Here is a 17235-nt window from a genome sequence, read left to right on the forward strand (position 1 = left end):
CGATATCCTCAATCCTGATGAGCACCGCTGAACCTTCCACGCAACCAGGCTGACCGGAACGTCTCCGCGGCCACCCCGACGAGGAAGCCGAAAAACGGGTCGGCCCAGAAGGTGATCAGAGCCGTGATGCCAATCACCGGCCAGCAGGAGGGTTTGGCGGTCCAGAGACGTTTGGTGAGGCCCAGTTCAACAGCAGCAACCATGAGCAGAGCGCCAAGACCCGCCGCGGGCACGGCGGCAATGAAAGAAAGACCACCGGGCACGATCGCCACCAGGAGTAACCCCGTGCCCAGCAGGACCGGCGCCAGACCGGTGCGGGCGCCAAAGCGATAATGGGCCGCAACACCACCGGCGCCGTGGCACATGGGCAAGGCACCGAACGGCACCAGGAACAGGTTGGCCAGGCCAGTTGTGACGGACAGCCTTGCCGGTGAGACCCGGTGGGACTGATCTCCGAAATAATCCCCCACCACCAGAGCCGTCAGAACGATGGCGTTGGTGATGGTTAGCGCCAGTTGCGGCAACACCAGGATAGAGAACCCCTGCTGCCACTCATCCATCGAGGGCAATGTCGGCATCGAGAAGATGGCGGGATCCGCCGGCAATGGCAGCCCGGGTGAACCCAGCAGCGCACCGAGGACCATGGCCAACGCCAGCCCCATCAGCGCCGCCGGCCAGCTGGGGAACAGTTTCAGGGTAACCACCAGCAACCCCAGCACGACCAGGCCCAGCGGCAGGGAGGTAGCCATCAATTCCAGGCTCATGCTGGCCAACAACAAACCCAGCCCCAGTTGCAGGCCGCTCAATACCGACCCCGGCACCAGGCGGGCCGCCCGGTTGATCCATCCGGTTGCCCCCAGAAGCAACAGGATGGCACCGATCAGAACGCCACTGGCGATCAGGCTCTGGGCACTGACCTGGGTGGTCAACAGCAACGCGGCCACGGCTTTCATGGGCTGTACCGGAACAGGAAGGCGGTAATACAGGCCTGTCACGATGTAAAACACGGCAAAACCCAGGAGTACCGGTACTGGAGCAAGTCCGGCCACGCCAATGGCACCGAGAGTCAAGGGCAGCAATGTGCCAATATCGCCCAGCGCGCCGCTGCTTTCACTGATCACCTTCTTCATGGTCGAACCCATGAGGGCTCCTGCCTGAATGGTCTGCTTATTGTTGTCGTTCAAGCGTTATACACTACTTTACCAAGTTCACTGACATCATACCCGCCCAATGTCTCGGCCCGATGCGTGAATCGTTCGCTACCGGCAAAGGCCAGCAAACGCTGCATGGCCGGCTCAAAATAATGGCGCCGGCGCATGGCCAGGTCGAAGTGCTCCTGCTGCAGGGGGATAAATGCCAAGCCCTGGCGCCTGGCCGCCGCTTCAATACCCACACCCACATCCGCTTCCCCCTGACGAACAGCCAGAGCCAGATCGTCCTCGCTGAGCGAGGGATGTTCGGTCCAGGCAAGCTTGCTGCCATCAATTCGGTAGCGGGCCAGCAGGCTCTGCAGCAGATGACTGACACCGGCCTCGGGCTGGCGGTGGGCCAGGCGCAGGCCCGGCCGGGCGATGTCTTCCAGCTGCACAATTCCGTGGGGGTTGTCCGGCGCCAGAAGCAGGCCCTGCCGGCGTTTGGCCCAGCGGATCAGCACCAGGTCACGCATCCCGCTCAAGCCCAGGGTCACCGGGTCGTTGTAACGCTCAGTCTGCGCGTGCCAGATATGCATGCCAGCAACCATGGCGCGACCGTCAACCAGGCGCTGCACCCCGTCTCCGCTGCCCTGGCACAGCATCGCCAGCTCGGCATTGCTCTCCTTCACCGCCCACTCCAGCAGCGGATCCTGGCTACCCACCAGCACGGGTGGCGTTGGCGCGCTGACGCCCTCGTCACCCTCCAGATGATTCATCAACCAGAGATCTATACGCTGGCGCGGAAATAAAAGCTTTCCCGTCACCCGCACGCAGGGGATCACGCCCTGGCCCACCAGATCGTAGACCTTGCGTTCTTTCAGGCGCAGATACTCGGCAGCCTCGGCCGTAGTGAGATAGTCAGGCAGAGACATCGAACCTCCGGAGTCAATTGATACGCATAATGCTGTTTTTGGCTGCATTATTTACGGCAAGCATCGCAAAGCGTAGTTAAAAACGCCACGATGCTCAAGACTAAGGAGACGCAGCTGTGGAAGAAAACGCGCTTTACGTGGCGCTCTCGCTACTGGTGAATTTCGACGCTTCGCTGTACCAGATCGTGGTGCTATCGCTGCAGGTTTCGCTCGTTGCGGTCCTGATAGCGGCGCTTTTGGGTTTTCCACTGGGCGCTGCGGTTGCGTTATGGCAGTTCCCCGGACGCGGCGGGGTTATTGTCGCGCTGAATGCGCTGATGGGGCTGCCGCCGGTTGTGGCAGGGCTAGGCGTTTACCTGCTGCTGTCGAGGGCCGGACCGCTTGGCGAACTGGGTCTTCTGTTCACGCCCGGGGCCATGGTAATTGCGCAGGTGATACTGGTGTTGCCGATTCTCGCCGCGCTCTCGCGGCAAAAAGTGGAGGAGTTGCTGGGCGAATATCGCGAGCAATTCGTCTCGCTGGGCATGTCTAAGGCTCGCATGATGCCCACGCTGCTGTGGGACGCCCGCTTTGCCCTCCTGACGATTCTGCTCGCAGGGTTCGGCCGGGCCAGCGCGGAAGTCGGCGCGGTCATGATGGTTGGCGGAAACATCGACGGCGTCACCCGGGTCATGACAACGGCCATTGTGCTTGAGACCAGCAAGGGCGCCCTGCCCCTGGCGTTAGGCCTCGGCATTGTCCTGCTGACGCTTGTCATGGCGATCAACGCTACTGCGTACATTTTGAGTGAAACGGCCAAGAGGCGCATGGGATGACATCGTTGAACGTGCCCGTTAACAGACCAATCGAACTCAGTGCACCGCCGTCGCTGCGCTTTGACAACGTCGAGTTCAACCTTCTCGGCCACCAGCTTTTTGGCCCCTGCTCATTCACGCTGGACGGCCCCGGCCCCACACTGGTGATGGGCCCCAATGGCGCGGGCAAGAGCCTGATGCTCCGCCTGGCTCACGGGCTGCTCGCGGCAACGGAGGGAGCCATAACCTGGTCCGGTGACGAAACACCCCGCCAGGCCATGGTATTCCAGACCCCGGTTCTTCTGCGCCGTTCCGCACTGGCCAACCTCACGCACGCGCTGGCCGTCAATAACGTCCCACGCAAGCGGCGTGCCGAGCTGGCACGGGAAGCCCTGGCACGCTTCGGACTGTCCGCCTGCGCCGATACGCCCGCGCGGGTGTTATCGGGTGGCGAGAAGCAGCGCCTCGCTCTGGCCCGGGCCTGGGCTCTTTCACCCTCGGTACTGTTTCTGGATGAGCCCACCTCCGCACTGGACCCCGCTGCCATAAAGGACGTGGAAGCCGCCGTTCAGGAATTTCACGAGAGAGGAACACGCATCGTAATGACAACCCATGACCTGCATCAGGCCCGGAGGCTGGCGGGGGACGTGCTGTTTCTCGCCGGCGGAAAAGTGCAGGAGCACACGCCTGCCGACATCTTTTTCAACGCCCCTGCTTCGCGCCAGGCACAAGCCTTCCTGAGCGGAGAGCTCGTGGCCTGATCACCCACCAAAAAAACAAACGTACCGAACCATCGCTCGCTCTACGAATAAGACACGACAAAGGAGAGAACAAGATGAAAAAAACCCTGAATCTGGTTCTGGCAGCCGTAACGACCATGGGCCTGACCTTCAGTGCCCAGGCCGACGACTACATTACGCTGGCCTCAACCACGTCCACCCAGAACTCCGGCCTGTTCGACTCGATCCTGCCCAAGTTTGAGGAGGCGACCGGCATCGAAGTTCGCGTTGTAGCCGTCGGCACCGGCCAGGCGTTTGAGCTCGCCCGCCGGGGCGACGCCGACAGCCTGCTGGTGCATGACACCGCCGGGGAAAAACGGTTTGTCGAGAATGGCTTTGCCACCGAGCGGGCAGACGTTATGTACAACGACTTCGTGCTGATCGGCCCGAAAGACGATCCCGCCAAAATCCGTAAAGCGGAAAGCGCCGCCGAAGCCTTCTCTGCCATCGCCGAAGCAGAGGCACCGTTTGCATCGCGAGGCGATGACAGCGGCACCAACCGGGCCGAGCTCAGGCTTTGGGAAAACGCCGGCGTGGAACCGGGCGGCAGCTGGTACCGGGAACTGGGTAGCGGCATGGGTCCGACCCTGAACACCGCCGCCGGCATGGACGCCTATGTGATGTCCGACCGTGCTACCTGGGTCGCGTTCGAAAATCGCCAGAATCTCGAGCTGCTGTTCTCGGGCGACAAAGTACTTTTTAACCAGTACGGCAGCCTGCTGCTCTCCGAAGAAAAGCACCCACACCTCAAACACGACCTGGCAGCCCAGTGGCACAACTGGCTGCTGTCGGAAGAAGGCCAGCAGGCGATTGCCGACTTCAAAGTGGACGGGCAGCAACTGTTCTTCCCGAACGCCCAGTGAGGCAAAAGGATTAAGGGCGACTGAACTGAGCGTCTGTTTACCCTGCCCAGATCGAACCCCGGCATTGCCGGGGTTTTTTATTGGCAAAAAGCAGCTGTTTTTCCTCAATGCCAAATAGGCTAATCTCTGGCAATCTCCGTACAACATCCATTCCAGTACGACCAGGAAACGGCTATAACAAAAATGACGATTGATCCCATACTTCCCGATCCCAAGGATCCCCGTCTGTCCCGCCCAGTGGAGGGCGTGGACGAGAACGGCGAGGCCAAATCGATCAGCGTGATCGAGGAACGCCCCCTGACCATCTACCTGAACAGCCAGGAGATCGTCACAGCCATGACCATCGGCGACCATCCGGAGTATCTGGCCCTCGGCTTCCTGCTCAACCAGGGCATGCTGAAAGAAACAGACACGGTCACCGGGATCGATTTTGACGAAGAACTCGAGGTTGCGGTGGTGCGCACGTCAGGCGTTACCGATGTCGAGGACAAGCTGGAAAAGAAAACCCGCACCTCCGGTTGCGCCGTGGGTACGGTGTTCGGTGACATGATGGCCGGGCTGGAAGGCCTGTCACTGCCGGATACGCCGGTGCACACCAGCACCTTTTACGATCTTTCCTATCAGATCAACCACACGCCTAGCCTGTATATGGAAACCGGCGCCATCCACGGCACCGCGCTTTGCCAGGGACAAACAATCCTGGCGTACATGGAGGATGTTGGAAGGCACAACGCGGTCGATAAAATTGCCGGCTGGATGCACCTGAATAACATTTCGGCCGCAGACAAGGTTCTGTATACCACCGGCCGCCTGACCTCGGAGATGGTGATAAAAACATCCCTGATGGGCATTCCCACTCTGATCAGCCGCTCGGGCTTCACCGCCTGGGGAGTCGACATTGCCCGCCAGGTCGGGCTGACCCTGATCGGCCGGATGCGTGGCAAGAAATTCACCTGCCTGAGCGGCCAGCACCGCCTGGTGTTCGATCAGGACTTGTCGCAGGTACCCGATGAAGACAAGAAGCTGCGTCGAAAAGGCGCTCAACATGATTGACGGAGGCACTGCATGAGCCAATGTGCAGTTATCCTGGCCGGCGGCCAGGCAAACCGCATGGGTGGTGGCGACAAAGGCAGGCTCATGCTCGGCGACCAGTCGCTGATCCAGCGGGTAATCGAACGGATCACCCCTCAGGTCGATGCCGTGGTATTGAATGCCAACGGGGATTTAAGCCGGTTCGACGACCTGGATCTGCCGGTGGTGGCGGACTCCATCGAAGGCTTCCCCGGCCCGCTTGCCGGCGTCCTCGCGGGCATGGACTGGGCCGCCGAACAGGGCCACGAATGGCTCATCAGCGTGGCCGCCGACACACCTTCCTTTCCCAGGGATCTGGCTGCCAGACTGGCGGAACATGACACCCCGGTGGTGCTGGCAGCCACGCCAGACCCAGAGCGCGGCCGACTGCCACAGCCGACCTTCGGGCGCTGGCGGGTCGCTTTGAGAGACGATCTGAGAGCCGCCCTGAACGAGGGCGTACGCAAGATCCGCCAGTGGACACAGGCCCAGGGCGAAACTCTGGTGGTTTTTGACGAGGGAGATTTTTTCAACATCAACACCCCGGACGATCTGGCCTGGGCGGAGCAGCATCTGAAGTGAACGTTATAGGCATCGTAGGTTGGAAAAACTCCGGCAAGACCACACTGGCAGCCGCTCTGATTCGCGAACTGTCCGGCCGGGGTTTAACGGTCAGCTCGATCAAGCACGCCCACCACATGGTGGACGTGGATCAGCCCGGAACGGACAGCTACAAACACCGTGAAGCCGGTGCCCGCGAAGTGATTCTGGCCGGGGGCCAGCGCATTGCCATCATGCACGAGCTGCGGGGCGCAGGTGAGCCCTCACTGGAGGATTTGCTGGCCCGCCTGTCGCCCTGCGACTGGGTCGTGGTGGAGGGTTACAAAACCCACGCGCACCCGAAGATTGAAGTACACCGGCAGGAATCGGGCCGATCGCCCCTTTACCGGGAAGACGCCAACATCATCGCCGTTGCCAGCGACTATGCCGCCGATTTTTCCGGGCCTTTGTTCGATATCAATGACGTCACCGGCATTGCCGATTTTATTATTGATCATGTACAGCCACCAGCGAGAGAGTCATGAAGCCGCTTCGCAATGACTGTTTTGCCCTTCCCCCGGGCGTGAACTGGACGCCGGTCGAAGAAGCCCTTGAGCGGTTGCGTTCAAGGTTGCATCCCGTGGTGGAGGTGGAGCGTGAGGTTCCGCTGTCACAGGTGAACGACCGAATCCTGGCAAGTGATGTCTATGCGCCCCGGGCTCATCCCCCAAGCACCAATTCCGCCGTGGATGGCTATGCTCTTGCCGGGCCGTTAACGGACGTGCCCTGCACCCTGCCTCTTGTGGATGGCCGCAGCGCCGCCGGTGAGCCTTACATGAGGCAGGTGCCCAAGGGATACGCAATCCGGATTCTGACAGGCGCGGTTATTCCCGCCGGCACGGATACCGTGGTTCTGGAGGAAGACTGCGAAGTGCTGGATGGCCAGTTGCATCTGAACGGTACGCTAAAGGCAGGCGCCAATGCCCGCAAAGCCGGTGAAGACATCAAAGTCGAGGACCGGATTCTCACTGCCGGAACCCGGCTCAGTCCGACCCAGATTTCGGTGCTTGCCAGCGTGGGCGTGGAAGCCGTTGATGTTTATCAGCGACTGCGGGTGGGCGTGCTGTCCACCGGTGATGAGGTAAAGCCAGTGGGCGCCCCCGTCACAGAATGGCAGATCTATGACGCCAATCGCCCTATGCTCAGTGCCCTGGTATCACAACTCGGCTACGAACTCGTGGATCTTGGCCATGTGCTGGATCGGGCCGAGGAGGTGAAGGCGGCCCTGGAGCGGGGCGCGGAGCAGTGTGACCTGATCCTGACCAGCGGCGGCGTGTCCGCCGGAGACGAGGATCATGTGTCGAAAACCCTGAAAGAACACGGTGACATCAGTAACTGGCGCATTGCCATCAAACCCGGCCGTCCTCTGGCGCTTGCCATGTTCCGGGGCACGCCGGTAGTCGGTCTGCCGGGTAATCCGGTGGCCGCCTGGGTCTGTGCGCTGAGATTTGGTGCGCCTGCCATGGCATTGTTGGCAGGGGCCGAATGGTTCGAGCCCCAGGCGTATACCATGCCGGCTGACTTCTCGAAGAACAAAAAACCCGGGCGCAGCGAGATGCTGCGGGCACGGGTTCGCGATGGGAAGGTCGAGGTATTCGGGTCGGAAGGCTCTGGCCGGGTGACCGGTCTGGCCTGGTCCGAGGGTCTGGTGGAACTGGATGAGAGCGCCCAGCAGATCGAGCCCGGCACCCCCGTCCGGTTTATTCCCTACGGCAGCTTCGGCCTGTAATCAGTCAACGCTGCCGTGGACCGCAAAGGCCTCCAGTGAGGCATCCTGCGGGCCACGGGAGCGGTAGGTTTCCTCAACGCCCAGGTCGGTAAGGGTGCGGCTGACCATCAGCAGGGTGTTGTCCTCAAAGTCTTCGCACATGCTGCGCATCTGGTCGATTTCTTCACAGGCCACCGGGTAAGCGGCCTCGATGTCCGGCGCGCCATAGATCTCCACAAAAGTCTGCGCGAGCGTCTGGCGTAGCCGCTCCAGCTCCGGCTCGGTAATGTCGCACACGCCAACAAAGCTGGCACGACCACCCGACTCAATGCTGTACCAGCCATTGGTGAAGGCTTGCCGGGCTTTGCCTGTCAGGTCCGCCTCGGTCCAGTTGGAAAACTCGAAGCCGCCAGAAATGGCCCACTCCCCACTGGGTGCCGGCCGCTCGAAGACGTTTTCATCGGAAATGTCCAGTCTCAGGGTTCGGGCCAGTTTCATAGGTGCTCCGCATAATCAATCAGGCTAACAGTTTCGGTCATCACATCCTGGCGCAACAGCATGCGCCCCTTTTCATCCAGACCCACGAACAGGCCGGCTCTGGGTTCCTCGATGCGCTTGCCAATGGTATCGCAGCGCGGACGCCACTCGTTGTGGACCCGCTCGAACCCGCTGTCCAGAAAATAGGTCAGCCATAACAGCGTATGTTTGGACCAGCTCTCCAGCAACGCCATGGGCATTATCTCTACACAGCCCTCTTCGTACAGGCAGGTCTGATCCGGCGTTTCACCGGGCTCGCCGCCAGGGTGGGTGAAGGGCACCACGATACCGATCACCAGCCAGTTCGGCGTTTCTTTGGGGTCGGACACATCGGCCGCAAACCGTACGCTGCCACACAGGGCCCCGTTGACCTTGATGCGGTCAGGCCACTGGAACTGCACCGGCACCTCGGGCGGCGCCAGGGCCCCGAGGCTCTCAGCCAGGCCAATCTGGGCCACGTACACCGCCTGAATGGCCTCTTCCAACGGCGTCTCGGGTGCCAGTACCAGTGCCGCCCGTAGAGTATCCACGGCCTCGGAATAGAAAATGGTGCCGGAATCCACGCCGGCGATGGCGCGGCTGACGGCCTTATCGAAAGGATCCGTATGCGGGGGCACAATCTCGCCGCTCAGTAGCGGTGGGAAACGGGGAGACTCAATGATCATTGGACGGCCCGGGCGTATTGTTCGGAGGCAATGATTTCATCGGCCAGTCTTTGGAAAGCCTGGGCCTGCGGACTGTCGGGCTTGGACACCACAATGGGTACCCCGCCATCGGAGCCGATCCGGATATCGAGATCCAGAGGAATTTCACCGAGGAACGGTGCCCCCAGCTTCTCGGCCTCAGCCCGGGCACCACCGTGGCCGAAGGGATGATGCTCCTTGCCGCAGCCATCGCAGATGAAAGAAGCCATGTTCTCCACCAGGCCGAACAATGGCACGTCCATGCGCTTGAACATGTCGATGCCTTTGCGTGCATCCATCAGGGCAATGTCCTGGGGCGTCGACACCACGATGGCGCCGGCCACGAAAAACTTCTGGCTCAGGGTCATCTGGACATCGCCAGTGCCCGGCGGCAGATCCACCAGCAACACGTCCAGCCTTCCCCAGTCCACTTGGTTCATCATTTGCTGCAGAGCGCCCATCAGCATGGGTCCGCGCCAGACAATGGCTTCCTCTTCGGAGGTCATCAGCCCGAGTGACATAAGGGTCACGCCGTGGTTGCGAAGCGGCAGGATGGTGTTGCCGTCCGGGCTGGAAGGTCGGCCCGACACACCCAGCATCCTCGGCTGGCTGGGGCCATAGACGTCGGCATCCAGCAGGCCGACTTTCAGGCCCTTGGACGCCATGGCCACGGCCAGATTGGAGGACACGGTGGATTTCCCCACCCCGCCCTTGCCTGAGGCAACCGCAATAATACGATCCACGCCCCTGGGGTTCTTGTCCTGTGGCCGGGGCGCATCGGTGCCAATCAGGTTACTTTTTCCTACTTCGGTGTACTGGACCATGGAAATTCCTGTCTATCAATCAATTGTCCCGGTAGTCATCACTGGTACGAACCCTGGGTCTTGCGGCGCCAGCCATGGGCGCCGTGTCGCCATGGAACTGTGCCTTCACCCGGCAGTCGTCGCACATCTTGATGAGCTGGACATTATCAGATTTGGTGTACATCCAGTGCTGATTTTCCAGCTTGGCTACAATCCGGTTGATGGTACTGGCCACACCAAACGGTTTGCCGCACTGGATGCACTCGAACGGTTCTTCGCCATGCAAAGCCCTCGGGCTAAGCGCCGCCTTTGACAGATCCAGCTGCGGCTTGAGCGTAATCGCCGTTTCGGGGCAGGTGCTGTCGCAGATACCACACTGCACACAGGCGTTCTCGGTGAACTGCACTTCCGGCCGGTCCGGATGATCCCCCAGTGCGCCGGTGGGGCAGAGGGAAACGCAGGCAAGGCACAGAGTGCATTTGTCTGAATCAATCTCGATGGCACCGTAGGGCGCGCCCTTGGGTAATGGAATCGGCTCGTCCACCTTCTCCGCCATGGCTGTGGCGGTCACCCGGGTAATGTCGCGACGGCCGCCCACCAGCAGCACCGGCTCGCTGACCCGTCCCGCGTTGTCGCCCGGCGCGGACAACTCGATGGCATCAATCACCCGAACCCGGCTTGGCGAGTTATGGGTGCCTTTGAGCATGGCCTGGGCCAGTTCTACTTCGGCCGCCAGGGCCCGACGATCCAGTTCGTTGTCTGCCAGAATCAGCACTTCGGCATAACCGGCACCGAACGCCGCCATGATCTCGGCGTGGCCAATACGGTCCACATGTTCCAGTCCGAGTGGGATCAGATCGTCGGCCAGGCCATCGTCGTAGCGAGCCAGGTAGGTGATGGCTTCCGAGCCGGCGCCCAGGGTATGGAATGCCAGGCGTGGCGATTCGTGGGTCTGCTCGCGATAGGTCTTCGCCATCACGTCCATGACTTTGACTATAGCCTCGTAGGGCGTTTCGTTCATGGTGACTGCGGATGTGGGGCAAACCGCCGCGCATGAGCCACAACCTGCGCAGATGTCAGAATCGATCTGGATGTGGTCGCCGGCAGAGAAGATCGCTTCCGTGGGGCAAACGTCCAGGCACCGGGTACAGCCCGGCTTATTAGCCCGGGAATGGGCACACAGGGACTCTTCCAGCCGGAAAAAGACGGTTTTTTCGAACTCGCCCACCATTTCCCTGGCTGTGAGGGCAATGCGTTCCAGTTCGCCGGCTTTGTTCGGATCGGCCCAGAAATACCCATTGCGCTTCTCGTGGCTGGGGAAGGCCGGCGCGCCACCGCGCAGATCAATAAACACGTCGCACTCGCTGCGAGCCGTTGTCTGCGCCGGCGTGTAACCCAGCTCACCCCGACCGGCCGGATGCAGGGTCTGCAACCCGGCGAACTCCAGCTTGAAGTTGCCGAGGGCGCCATAAGCGCTGGTCAGTTGACCCTTGGCCACGTCGTAGGCGGCCGATGGCAAATGGATGGGGCCGGCATCGTTGACCACACAGGTAACGCCCAGCTCATCCTGTACCAACCCGGCCATGCGGATGGCTTGCTCGGTGGGGCCCACGATGCAACAGACGCCGTTGGACTGGATGCTTTTCGCCGGGGCGGTGGGCCCTGGCAACTGGGCTGCGGCCACCAGGGCCGCCTGTTTGGCTTCCAACCGCTTGGGGTTGGCATCGGCAGAACTCCAACCCGCCCGGTCACGTATATCGATGGTGTGCAGTGGCGCTACATGCTGGATCTCGGCGTGAATGTCCTCGGCCAGGCGCTCGAACAGCGCTGCCTGCTGGCCACAGGCGATAAGCACGTCGTTGCTGGCGCCCAGGTGCTCGGCTGCGACTTTCATATCGTTGCCGCACAGCTGGTCTACCGCGACGACCTGCTCGGCACCCGCAACCGCATGAAGGGCCTCGGAATTGAAGCCCTGGCTCTTGTCGCAGGTGCACAGTAATAGAGATTTTTTTGATGTCATCAGGAACTTTACTCTGTTCGTTGTTGTTATACGTATACGAATCACTCTCTTATTTCGAGCATGCCACAGCCATCTACTTTCGGACAATTGGATAATTGTTGGAGCCCTGCTAGCTTTTATCTATAACAAAAAGAGACACATCATGAGCAGTAGAACCGATCACTGGAAACGAGCATTGCAGGTGGGTGCCGTTGTTCGCCGATCGCCGGGGGTAACGCGGTGGGCGAAACACGTCTGGAAACCTGTTGCTGTCATCCCCGGGGCACCGGACGCCTTCTGGAAAGAACTGGTACGCGAGGGCGAGGTGGTCGATTACCACGCCGGCACGGTCACTATGGAGCTGTTCCGTGCCGATGTCGAAGGTTATCTCGTCTCCCTCAACATGAGCACGCCTTCCGTCTGGATCATCCTGGACCGAGACGTCACCGGCCAGTCGCCCTCAGGCTGGGCGGTCAGCACCGTTACCGCCAGCGCCCACGAGGCTCTGGACTCCCTGGACAGCGGCGAAAGCATTGTTGAAGCCGTCCCCATCCCGGAATCCCTGGCCGCCTGGATCAAGGAATTTGTCGACATGCATTACATCGAGGAGCCGTTCAAGAAACGGCGCCGGGATGAGGTGCGCGTGGACGCGGTGGAAGACGCCAAGGGTGATCCACGTATTCGGCAGGAAAGCGATGTATACCGGGCTCCCGCCAACATCAAGAAACCCAGGTTACAGTAATGGTCGAATCACGCTGGCAGCGCTGGGCGCGCAAAAAGGCCGAAGCCAACAGAACGGTAGAACCCACGCCGCCTCCGGCGCCGGAGCAAGCCGAACCGGCCCCGGAGGAACAGGAACTCGCCATTAACGAGAGCCTGTCAGAACCGGAGCTTCTGGAGAAGTACGGACTGCCCGATCCGTCGTCCATTGAGATCGGAACGGATATCACAGGTTTCATGCGCAAGGAAATACCCGAGTTCCTGCGCCGAAAGGCCCTGAGAAGCCTCTGGAAATCCAATCCGGTGCTGGCGGTACTCGATGGGCTGAATGACTACGACGAGGATTACACCCTGGCGTCGACGGCCGGGCAAACCGTGAAATCACTCTATCGGGTCGGCGAAGGGCTGGTGGATAAAGCCAAGAAGGCGGCGGATGTCATTGATGAACCTGTACAGTCGTTGGCCCAACCCTCCCCGACCGATGCCGAATCCACGGTCACCGGGCAGGCGCAAGCTGACGGGCATGAGGATGAACAGGCAGCCATTGAGCAGGACGACTATACCGGGCAGGCGGAGCTGACCAACCGAGTGCCCGCACAACCGGAGAACAGCCAAGCAGAAGAGGTGCCGGAACCGCGATTCCGCCCTCGCATGCGTTTTGACTATTAGCAGAATGCATTTCACCTATTGGCGAAATAAACGTGGCTTACCCCACTATTCTTGTTTGTGTACTAAGATAGTGTGAGAGAGCGCACATAATAATTAGAAGGAAAACGACTTGACTGACACGGCCGAAATCCAGTGCCCGCGCTCAATCACTGACGAAGATAGAGCGCGGGCCCAAATCTATCAGCTGCTGGGCGTCCTGCTTGACCGGCCACCCTCGGCGGAATTGCTGCAAGGTCTGGCCTCGTTGCAGGGGGACGACACACCCCTGGGCACCGCCTCGAAGAACCTGGCCAAGCTCGCAGAGCGCACCAACCCCTACGATCTCGAGCGGGAGTTCAACAACCTGTTCGTCGGTCTGGGCAGGGGTGAGCTCCTTCCCTATGCCAGCTACTACCTCACCGGCTTCCTGAACGAAAAGCCCCTGGCCGAGCTCAGAACCGATTTGCGGTCACGTGGTATCAAAGCCCGCAGCGACGTCAAGGAACCGGAAGACCACATCTGCACCCTGTGTGAAATCATGGCCGGGATTATCACCGGCGAATTTCCCTGCGACAGCGGTGTGGCCTCCCAGAAAGCTTTTTTTGATGCCCATTTGGCGAAGTGGGCAGAACTGTTTTTTACCGACTTGGAAGAAGCGCAAAGTGCCATCTTCTACGCGCCGGTGGGCTCGCTTGGCCGGGCCTTCATGGCAGTGGAAGCCGAAGCCTTTGCAATTCAGTAACCGGGATCGACAGATCCCTTAACCCAGGGGGAGGTGTCCAATGGACAACCCGAAGCGTGAAAACAGCCGTCGCCATTTTCTGAAAATGGCCGCTTTCGCAGCTCCAGCTGCGGTGGCAGCGACGGTTGCACCGAACGCCGCAGCGGAGGTCGTCAGAACTGACGCGCCGAAAAGCCGCGGATTACGTGATACCGAACACACACGTAAATATTTCGAATCGGCTCGCTTTTAACGGTGGTCTGAGTTGATCAAGGTTGCGAAAGGCCCTTGAGAGACTGAGCTTTCCGGAAAAACGAGAATAATAAAAGAGAGAGGTATACGACATGTTAAGGAAGAAGACCAACGGGGTAGCGAAAGGCCCCCGTGCAGGCTCTTTGCTTTCTTCTCTCGCTGCCAAGACTCTGGATCGTCGTCAATTTCTGACAACGTCTGGCGTGGCAGTGGGTGGTCTGGCGGCACTGTCGCTGACATCGGGTCGGGTTGAAGCGGCAGCTCCAGCCACCGGTGGCGGTGAAGTGGTCGTCAAGAAATCGGTGTGTACGCACTGCTCGGTTGGCTGTACCGTCGAAGCGGAAGTACAGAACGGCGTCTGGACCGGCCAGGAACCGGGCTGGGACAGCCCCTTCAACATGGGCGCCCACTGCGCCAAAGGCGCATCGGTTCGGGAGCACGCTCACGGCGAGCGCCGTCTGAAGAGCCCCATGAAGATGGTCAACGGCCAGTGGCAGAAGATTCCCTGGGACCAGGCCATCAATGAAATCGGCGACAAGATGCTGCAGATCCGTGAGGAGAGCGGCCCCGATTCCGTTTACTGGCTCGGCAGTGCCAAGTTCAACAACGAGCAGGCCTACCTGTTCCGGAAGTTTGCCGCCTACTGGGGCACCAACAACGTTGATCACCAGGCCCGTATCTGTCACTCGACCACAGTTGCCGGCGTAGCCAACACCTGGGGCTACGGAGCGATGACCAACTCCTACAACGACATCCACAAGTCCAAGGCGATCTTCATCATCGGGGGCAACCCCGCTGAAGCGCACCCGGTGTCGCTGTTGCACGTACTGAAGGCCAAGGAAGAAAACAACGCTCCGCTGATCGTCTGCGATCCGCGCTTCACTCGCACAGCAGCCCATGCCGACGAGTTTGTGCGTTTCCGTCCGGGCTCAGACGTTGCGCTGGTGTGGGGTATTCTCTGGCACATCTTCGAGAACGGCTGGGAAGACAAAGAGTTCATCCGTACCCGCGTATACGGCATGGAGGACATCCGCGAGGAAGTGAAGCGCTGGAATCCCGAAGAAGTAGAGCGTGTTACCGGCGCACCGGGCGCGCAGTTGGAGCGGGTTGCCCGCACCCTGGCGAACAACCGTCCCGGCACCGTCATCTGGTGTATGGGCGGTACCCAGCACACCAACGGCAACAACAACACCCGTGCCTACTGCGTGCTGCAGCTGGCCCTGGGTAACATGGGTGTTGCCGGCGGTGGTACCAACATTTTCCGTGGCCATGACAACGTTCAGGGCGCAACGGATCTGGGCGTGCTCGCCGATACACTGCCGGGCTATTACGGACTGTCTGCTGGTTCCTGGGCCCATTGGGCAAGAGTCTGGGAAGAGGATCTGGACTACCTGAAGGGCCGCTTTGCCGTTATGGATAAAGACGGCAAATCCAGGGCGATGATGAACGAGAAGGGTATTCCTGTCTCACGCTGGATTGACGGTGTTCTGGAAGCCAAGGAAAACCTCGAGCAGCCGGATAACACCCGCGCCATGGTGCTGTGGGGCCACGCGCCCAACTCCCAGACCCGGATGACAGAAATGAAGGAAGCCATGGAGAAACTCGACCTGCTGGTCGTGGTTGACCCCTTCCCCACTGTCTCTGCGGTGCTGCATGATCGCAAGGAGGGCGCGTACCTGCTGCCCACCACGACCCAGTTCGAGACTTACGGCTCGGTGACCGCTTCCAACCGCTCACTGCAGTGGCGGGAGAAGGTGGTTGAACCGCTGTTCGACTCCAAGGTCGACCACGAGATCATGAAACTGTTTGCGGACAAGTTCGGCTTTACCGATCGCATGTTCCGCAACATCGCCATTGACGGAGATGAGCCGTCGATTGAAGACATCACCCGCGAATTCAACCGCGGCATGTGGACCATCGGCTATACCGGCCAGTCTCCAGAGCGCCTCAAGCAGCACATGCAGTATCAGCATCACTTCGACAAGACCACACTGCGTGCCGTGGGTGGACCTTGCGATGGTGATTTCTATGGCATGCCGTGGCCGTGCTGGGGCACCCCCGAGATGAACCATCCGGGCACCGCCAACCTGTACGACATGTCCTTGCCAGTCTCCGAGGGCGGCCTGACGTTCCGGGCCCGTTTCGGTGTTGAACACAACGGCCAGAACATTCTGGCAGACGGTGTTTACTCCAAGAACTCGGAAATCAAGGATGGCTACCCCGAGTTCACCATGCAGATGCTGATGGACCTGGGCTGGGATGGTGACCTCACCGCCGAAGAGCGAGCCAGCATTGAAGCAGTGGCAGGCCCCTCCACCAACTGGAAAACCGACCTCTCTGGCGGCATCCAGCGAGTGGCCATCAAACACGAGTGCGCGCCGTTCGGCAATGCCAAGGCCCGTGCCATCGTCTGGAACTTCCCGGACCCGGTACCGCTGCACCGCGAGCCCCTGTACACCAACCGTCGCGACCTCGTGGCCGACTACCCGACCTACGAAGACAAGACCTTCTGGCGGGTTCCGACCATGTATGAATCCATCCAGCAGAAGGATTTCAGCAAGGAGTTCCCGATCATCCTCACCTCCGGCCGTCTGGTTGAGTACGAGGGTGGTGGTGACGAAACCCGCTCGAACCCCTGGCTGGCGGAACTTCAGCAGGATATGTTCATTGAGATCAATCCTCGCGACGCCAACAATCTGAACGTCCGTGATGGCAGTGACGTTTGGGTGCATGGCCCAGAAGGAGCCAAGATCAAGGTCAAGGCCATGGTCACAGAACGGGTCGGAGAAGGCGTGGCGTTCATGCCATTCCACTTCGGCGGTCATTATCAGGGCAAGGACCTGCGGGACAAGTATCCCAAGGGCGCCGACCCCATCGTTCTGGGCGAATCCAGCAACACGGTTCAAACCTACGGGTATGACTCGGTCACGCAGATGCAAGAGACCAAAGCAACCCTGTGTTCGATCATGCCGGCATAACAAGAGGTGTAGAC

The 17235-nt window shown here is 60.3% G+C and carries 18 protein-coding genes; 12 read left to right on the forward strand and 6 right to left on the reverse strand.

What is annotated here, in order from left to right; genetic code table 11:
* Nucleotides 1-8 precede the first annotated feature (8 nt).
* Entirely contained in the window at nt 9-1142 is a 1134-nt protein-coding gene (locus tag ABNF92_RS08815) for a putative sulfate/molybdate transporter (protein ID WP_349343928.1), read from the reverse strand.
* Nucleotides 1143-1180: 38 nt separating this feature from the next.
* Nucleotides 1181-2065, reverse strand: coding sequence for a helix-turn-helix transcriptional regulator (locus ABNF92_RS08820; RefSeq protein ID WP_296936639.1), 885 nt, complete (start codon nt 2063-2065; stop codon nt 1181-1183).
* Between the two features lie 116 nt (nt 2066-2181).
* Between ABNF92_RS08820 and ABNF92_RS08825 the strand changes: the two genes are divergently transcribed.
* The 7 genes from ABNF92_RS08825 (at nt 2182) to ABNF92_RS08855 (ending at nt 7901) form a co-directional block, all read left to right on the forward strand.
* Entirely contained in the window at nt 2182-2880 is a 699-nt protein-coding gene (locus tag ABNF92_RS08825; RefSeq protein ID WP_291905579.1) for an ABC transporter permease, read from the forward strand.
* A complete protein-coding gene (locus ABNF92_RS08830) occupies nt 2877-3620 on the forward strand; it encodes an ATP-binding cassette domain-containing protein (RefSeq protein WP_349343929.1) in 744 nt (247 codons plus the stop codon). Before ABNF92_RS08825 ends, ABNF92_RS08830 begins: the two co-directional genes overlap by 4 nt.
* 74 nt (nt 3621-3694) lie before the next feature.
* Nucleotides 3695-4501 (forward strand): substrate-binding domain-containing protein, encoded by an 807-nt coding sequence (locus tag ABNF92_RS08835; RefSeq protein WP_296936645.1) that lies wholly within the window; start codon nt 3695-3697, stop codon nt 4499-4501.
* Between the two features lie 183 nt (nt 4502-4684).
* Complete coding sequence (locus ABNF92_RS08840; RefSeq protein WP_136629943.1) at nt 4685-5554, forward strand: formate dehydrogenase accessory sulfurtransferase FdhD; 870 nt, start codon at nt 4685-4687, stop codon at nt 5552-5554.
* A 12-nt stretch (nt 5555-5566) separates the two neighbouring features.
* Nucleotides 5567-6154 carry a molybdenum cofactor guanylyltransferase MobA gene (gene mobA / locus ABNF92_RS08845; RefSeq protein WP_069182759.1) on the forward strand — a complete coding sequence of 196 codons (588 nt, stop codon included), beginning with the start codon at nt 5567-5569 and terminating at the stop codon, nt 6152-6154.
* Nucleotides 6151-6657 (forward strand): molybdopterin-guanine dinucleotide biosynthesis protein B, encoded by a 507-nt coding sequence (gene mobB, locus ABNF92_RS08850; protein ID WP_069182758.1) that lies wholly within the window; start codon nt 6151-6153, stop codon nt 6655-6657. Before mobA ends, mobB begins: the two co-directional genes overlap by 4 nt.
* Nucleotides 6654-7901: a molybdopterin-binding protein gene (locus tag ABNF92_RS08855; RefSeq protein ID WP_349343930.1), complete on the forward strand. Its 1248-nt coding sequence runs from the start codon at nt 6654-6656 to the stop codon at nt 7899-7901. The genes mobB and ABNF92_RS08855 overlap by 4 nt, the downstream gene beginning before the upstream one ends.
* Here the strand turns inward: ABNF92_RS08855 and ABNF92_RS08860 are convergent, their stop codons facing one another.
* From ABNF92_RS08860 to ABNF92_RS08875, 4 genes are read right to left on the reverse strand one after another with little or no spacing between them, the layout of a single operon-like run.
* Nucleotides 7902-8378, reverse strand: a complete 477-nt coding sequence (locus ABNF92_RS08860; protein ID WP_136629941.1) for a DUF6505 family protein — start codon at nt 8376-8378, stop codon at nt 7902-7904.
* Nucleotides 8375-9082: a biotin/lipoate--protein ligase family protein gene (locus tag ABNF92_RS08865; RefSeq protein ID WP_349343931.1), complete on the reverse strand. Its 708-nt coding sequence runs from the start codon at nt 9080-9082 to the stop codon at nt 8375-8377. The genes ABNF92_RS08860 and ABNF92_RS08865 overlap by 4 nt, the downstream gene beginning before the upstream one ends.
* Nucleotides 9079-9924, reverse strand: coding sequence for an Mrp/NBP35 family ATP-binding protein (locus ABNF92_RS08870; protein WP_136629940.1), 846 nt, complete (start codon nt 9922-9924; stop codon nt 9079-9081). The genes ABNF92_RS08865 and ABNF92_RS08870 overlap by 4 nt, the downstream gene beginning before the upstream one ends.
* Nucleotides 9925-9943: 19 nt before the next feature.
* Nucleotides 9944-11923: a 4Fe-4S binding protein gene (locus ABNF92_RS08875; RefSeq protein ID WP_349343932.1), complete on the reverse strand. Its 1980-nt coding sequence runs from the start codon at nt 11921-11923 to the stop codon at nt 9944-9946.
* A 142-nt stretch (nt 11924-12065) separates the two neighbouring features.
* Here ABNF92_RS08875 and ABNF92_RS08880 point away from each other — a divergent pair, with 142 nt between their 5' ends.
* From ABNF92_RS08880 to ABNF92_RS08900, 5 genes are all read left to right on the forward strand, one after another.
* A complete protein-coding gene (locus ABNF92_RS08880; protein WP_069182754.1) occupies nt 12066-12644 on the forward strand; it encodes a DUF3305 domain-containing protein in 579 nt (192 codons plus the stop codon).
* Complete coding sequence (locus tag ABNF92_RS08885; protein ID WP_349343933.1) at nt 12644-13291, forward strand: DUF3306 domain-containing protein; 648 nt, start codon at nt 12644-12646, stop codon at nt 13289-13291. The genes ABNF92_RS08880 and ABNF92_RS08885 overlap by 1 nt, the downstream gene beginning before the upstream one ends.
* A 109-nt stretch (nt 13292-13400) precedes the next feature.
* Entirely contained in the window at nt 13401-14012 is a 612-nt protein-coding gene (locus tag ABNF92_RS08890) for a molecular chaperone TorD family protein (RefSeq protein WP_349343934.1), read from the forward strand.
* Nucleotides 14013-14052: 40 nt separating this feature from the next.
* Nucleotides 14053-14244: a twin-arginine translocation signal domain-containing protein gene (locus ABNF92_RS08895; RefSeq protein ID WP_153634352.1), complete on the forward strand. Its 192-nt coding sequence runs from the start codon at nt 14053-14055 to the stop codon at nt 14242-14244.
* A gap of 91 nt (nt 14245-14335) precedes the next feature.
* Complete coding sequence (locus ABNF92_RS08900) at nt 14336-17221, forward strand: formate dehydrogenase subunit alpha (protein ID WP_349343935.1); 2886 nt, start codon at nt 14336-14338, stop codon at nt 17219-17221.
* Nucleotides 17222-17235: the final 14 nt, after the last annotated feature.

The organism is Marinobacter sp. MMG032 (genome assembly GCF_040112695.1).
Taxonomy (GTDB): Bacteria; Pseudomonadota; Gammaproteobacteria; order Pseudomonadales; family Oleiphilaceae; genus Marinobacter; species Marinobacter salsuginis.

Bases quoted from the DNA above. Each gene is read 5' to 3' on its own strand.
- ABNF92_RS08815 (WP_349343928.1), bottom strand. From the start codon at position 1,142: ATGGGTTCGACCATGAAGAAGGTGATCAGTGAAAGCAGCGGCGCGCTG.
- ABNF92_RS08820 (WP_296936639.1), bottom strand. From the start codon at position 2,065: ATGTCTCTGCCTGACTATCTCACTACGGCCGAGGCTGCCGAGTATCTG.
- ABNF92_RS08830 (WP_349343929.1), top strand. From the start codon at position 2,877: ATGACATCGTTGAACGTGCCCGTTAACAGACCAATCGAACTCAGTGCA.
- ABNF92_RS08835 (WP_296936645.1), top strand. From the start codon at position 3,695: ATGAAAAAAACCCTGAATCTGGTTCTGGCAGCCGTAACGACCATGGGC.
- ABNF92_RS08840 (WP_136629943.1), top strand. From the start codon at position 4,685: ATGACGATTGATCCCATACTTCCCGATCCCAAGGATCCCCGTCTGTCC.
- mobA (WP_069182759.1), top strand. From the start codon at position 5,567: ATGAGCCAATGTGCAGTTATCCTGGCCGGCGGCCAGGCAAACCGCATG.
- ABNF92_RS08855 (WP_349343930.1), top strand. From the start codon at position 6,654: ATGAAGCCGCTTCGCAATGACTGTTTTGCCCTTCCCCCGGGCGTGAAC.
- ABNF92_RS08860 (WP_136629941.1), bottom strand. From the start codon at position 8,378: ATGAAACTGGCCCGAACCCTGAGACTGGACATTTCCGATGAAAACGTC.
- ABNF92_RS08865 (WP_349343931.1), bottom strand. From the start codon at position 9,082: ATGATCATTGAGTCTCCCCGTTTCCCACCGCTACTGAGCGGCGAGATT.
- ABNF92_RS08870 (WP_136629940.1), bottom strand. From the start codon at position 9,924: ATGGTCCAGTACACCGAAGTAGGAAAAAGTAACCTGATTGGCACCGAT.
- ABNF92_RS08875 (WP_349343932.1), bottom strand. From the start codon at position 11,923: ATGACATCAAAAAAATCTCTATTACTGTGCACCTGCGACAAGAGCCAG.
- ABNF92_RS08880 (WP_069182754.1), top strand. From the start codon at position 12,066: ATGAGCAGTAGAACCGATCACTGGAAACGAGCATTGCAGGTGGGTGCC.
- ABNF92_RS08885 (WP_349343933.1), top strand. From the start codon at position 12,644: ATGGTCGAATCACGCTGGCAGCGCTGGGCGCGCAAAAAGGCCGAAGCC.
- ABNF92_RS08895 (WP_153634352.1), top strand. From the start codon at position 14,053: ATGGACAACCCGAAGCGTGAAAACAGCCGTCGCCATTTTCTGAAAATG.
- ABNF92_RS08900 (WP_349343935.1), top strand. From the start codon at position 14,336: ATGTTAAGGAAGAAGACCAACGGGGTAGCGAAAGGCCCCCGTGCAGGC.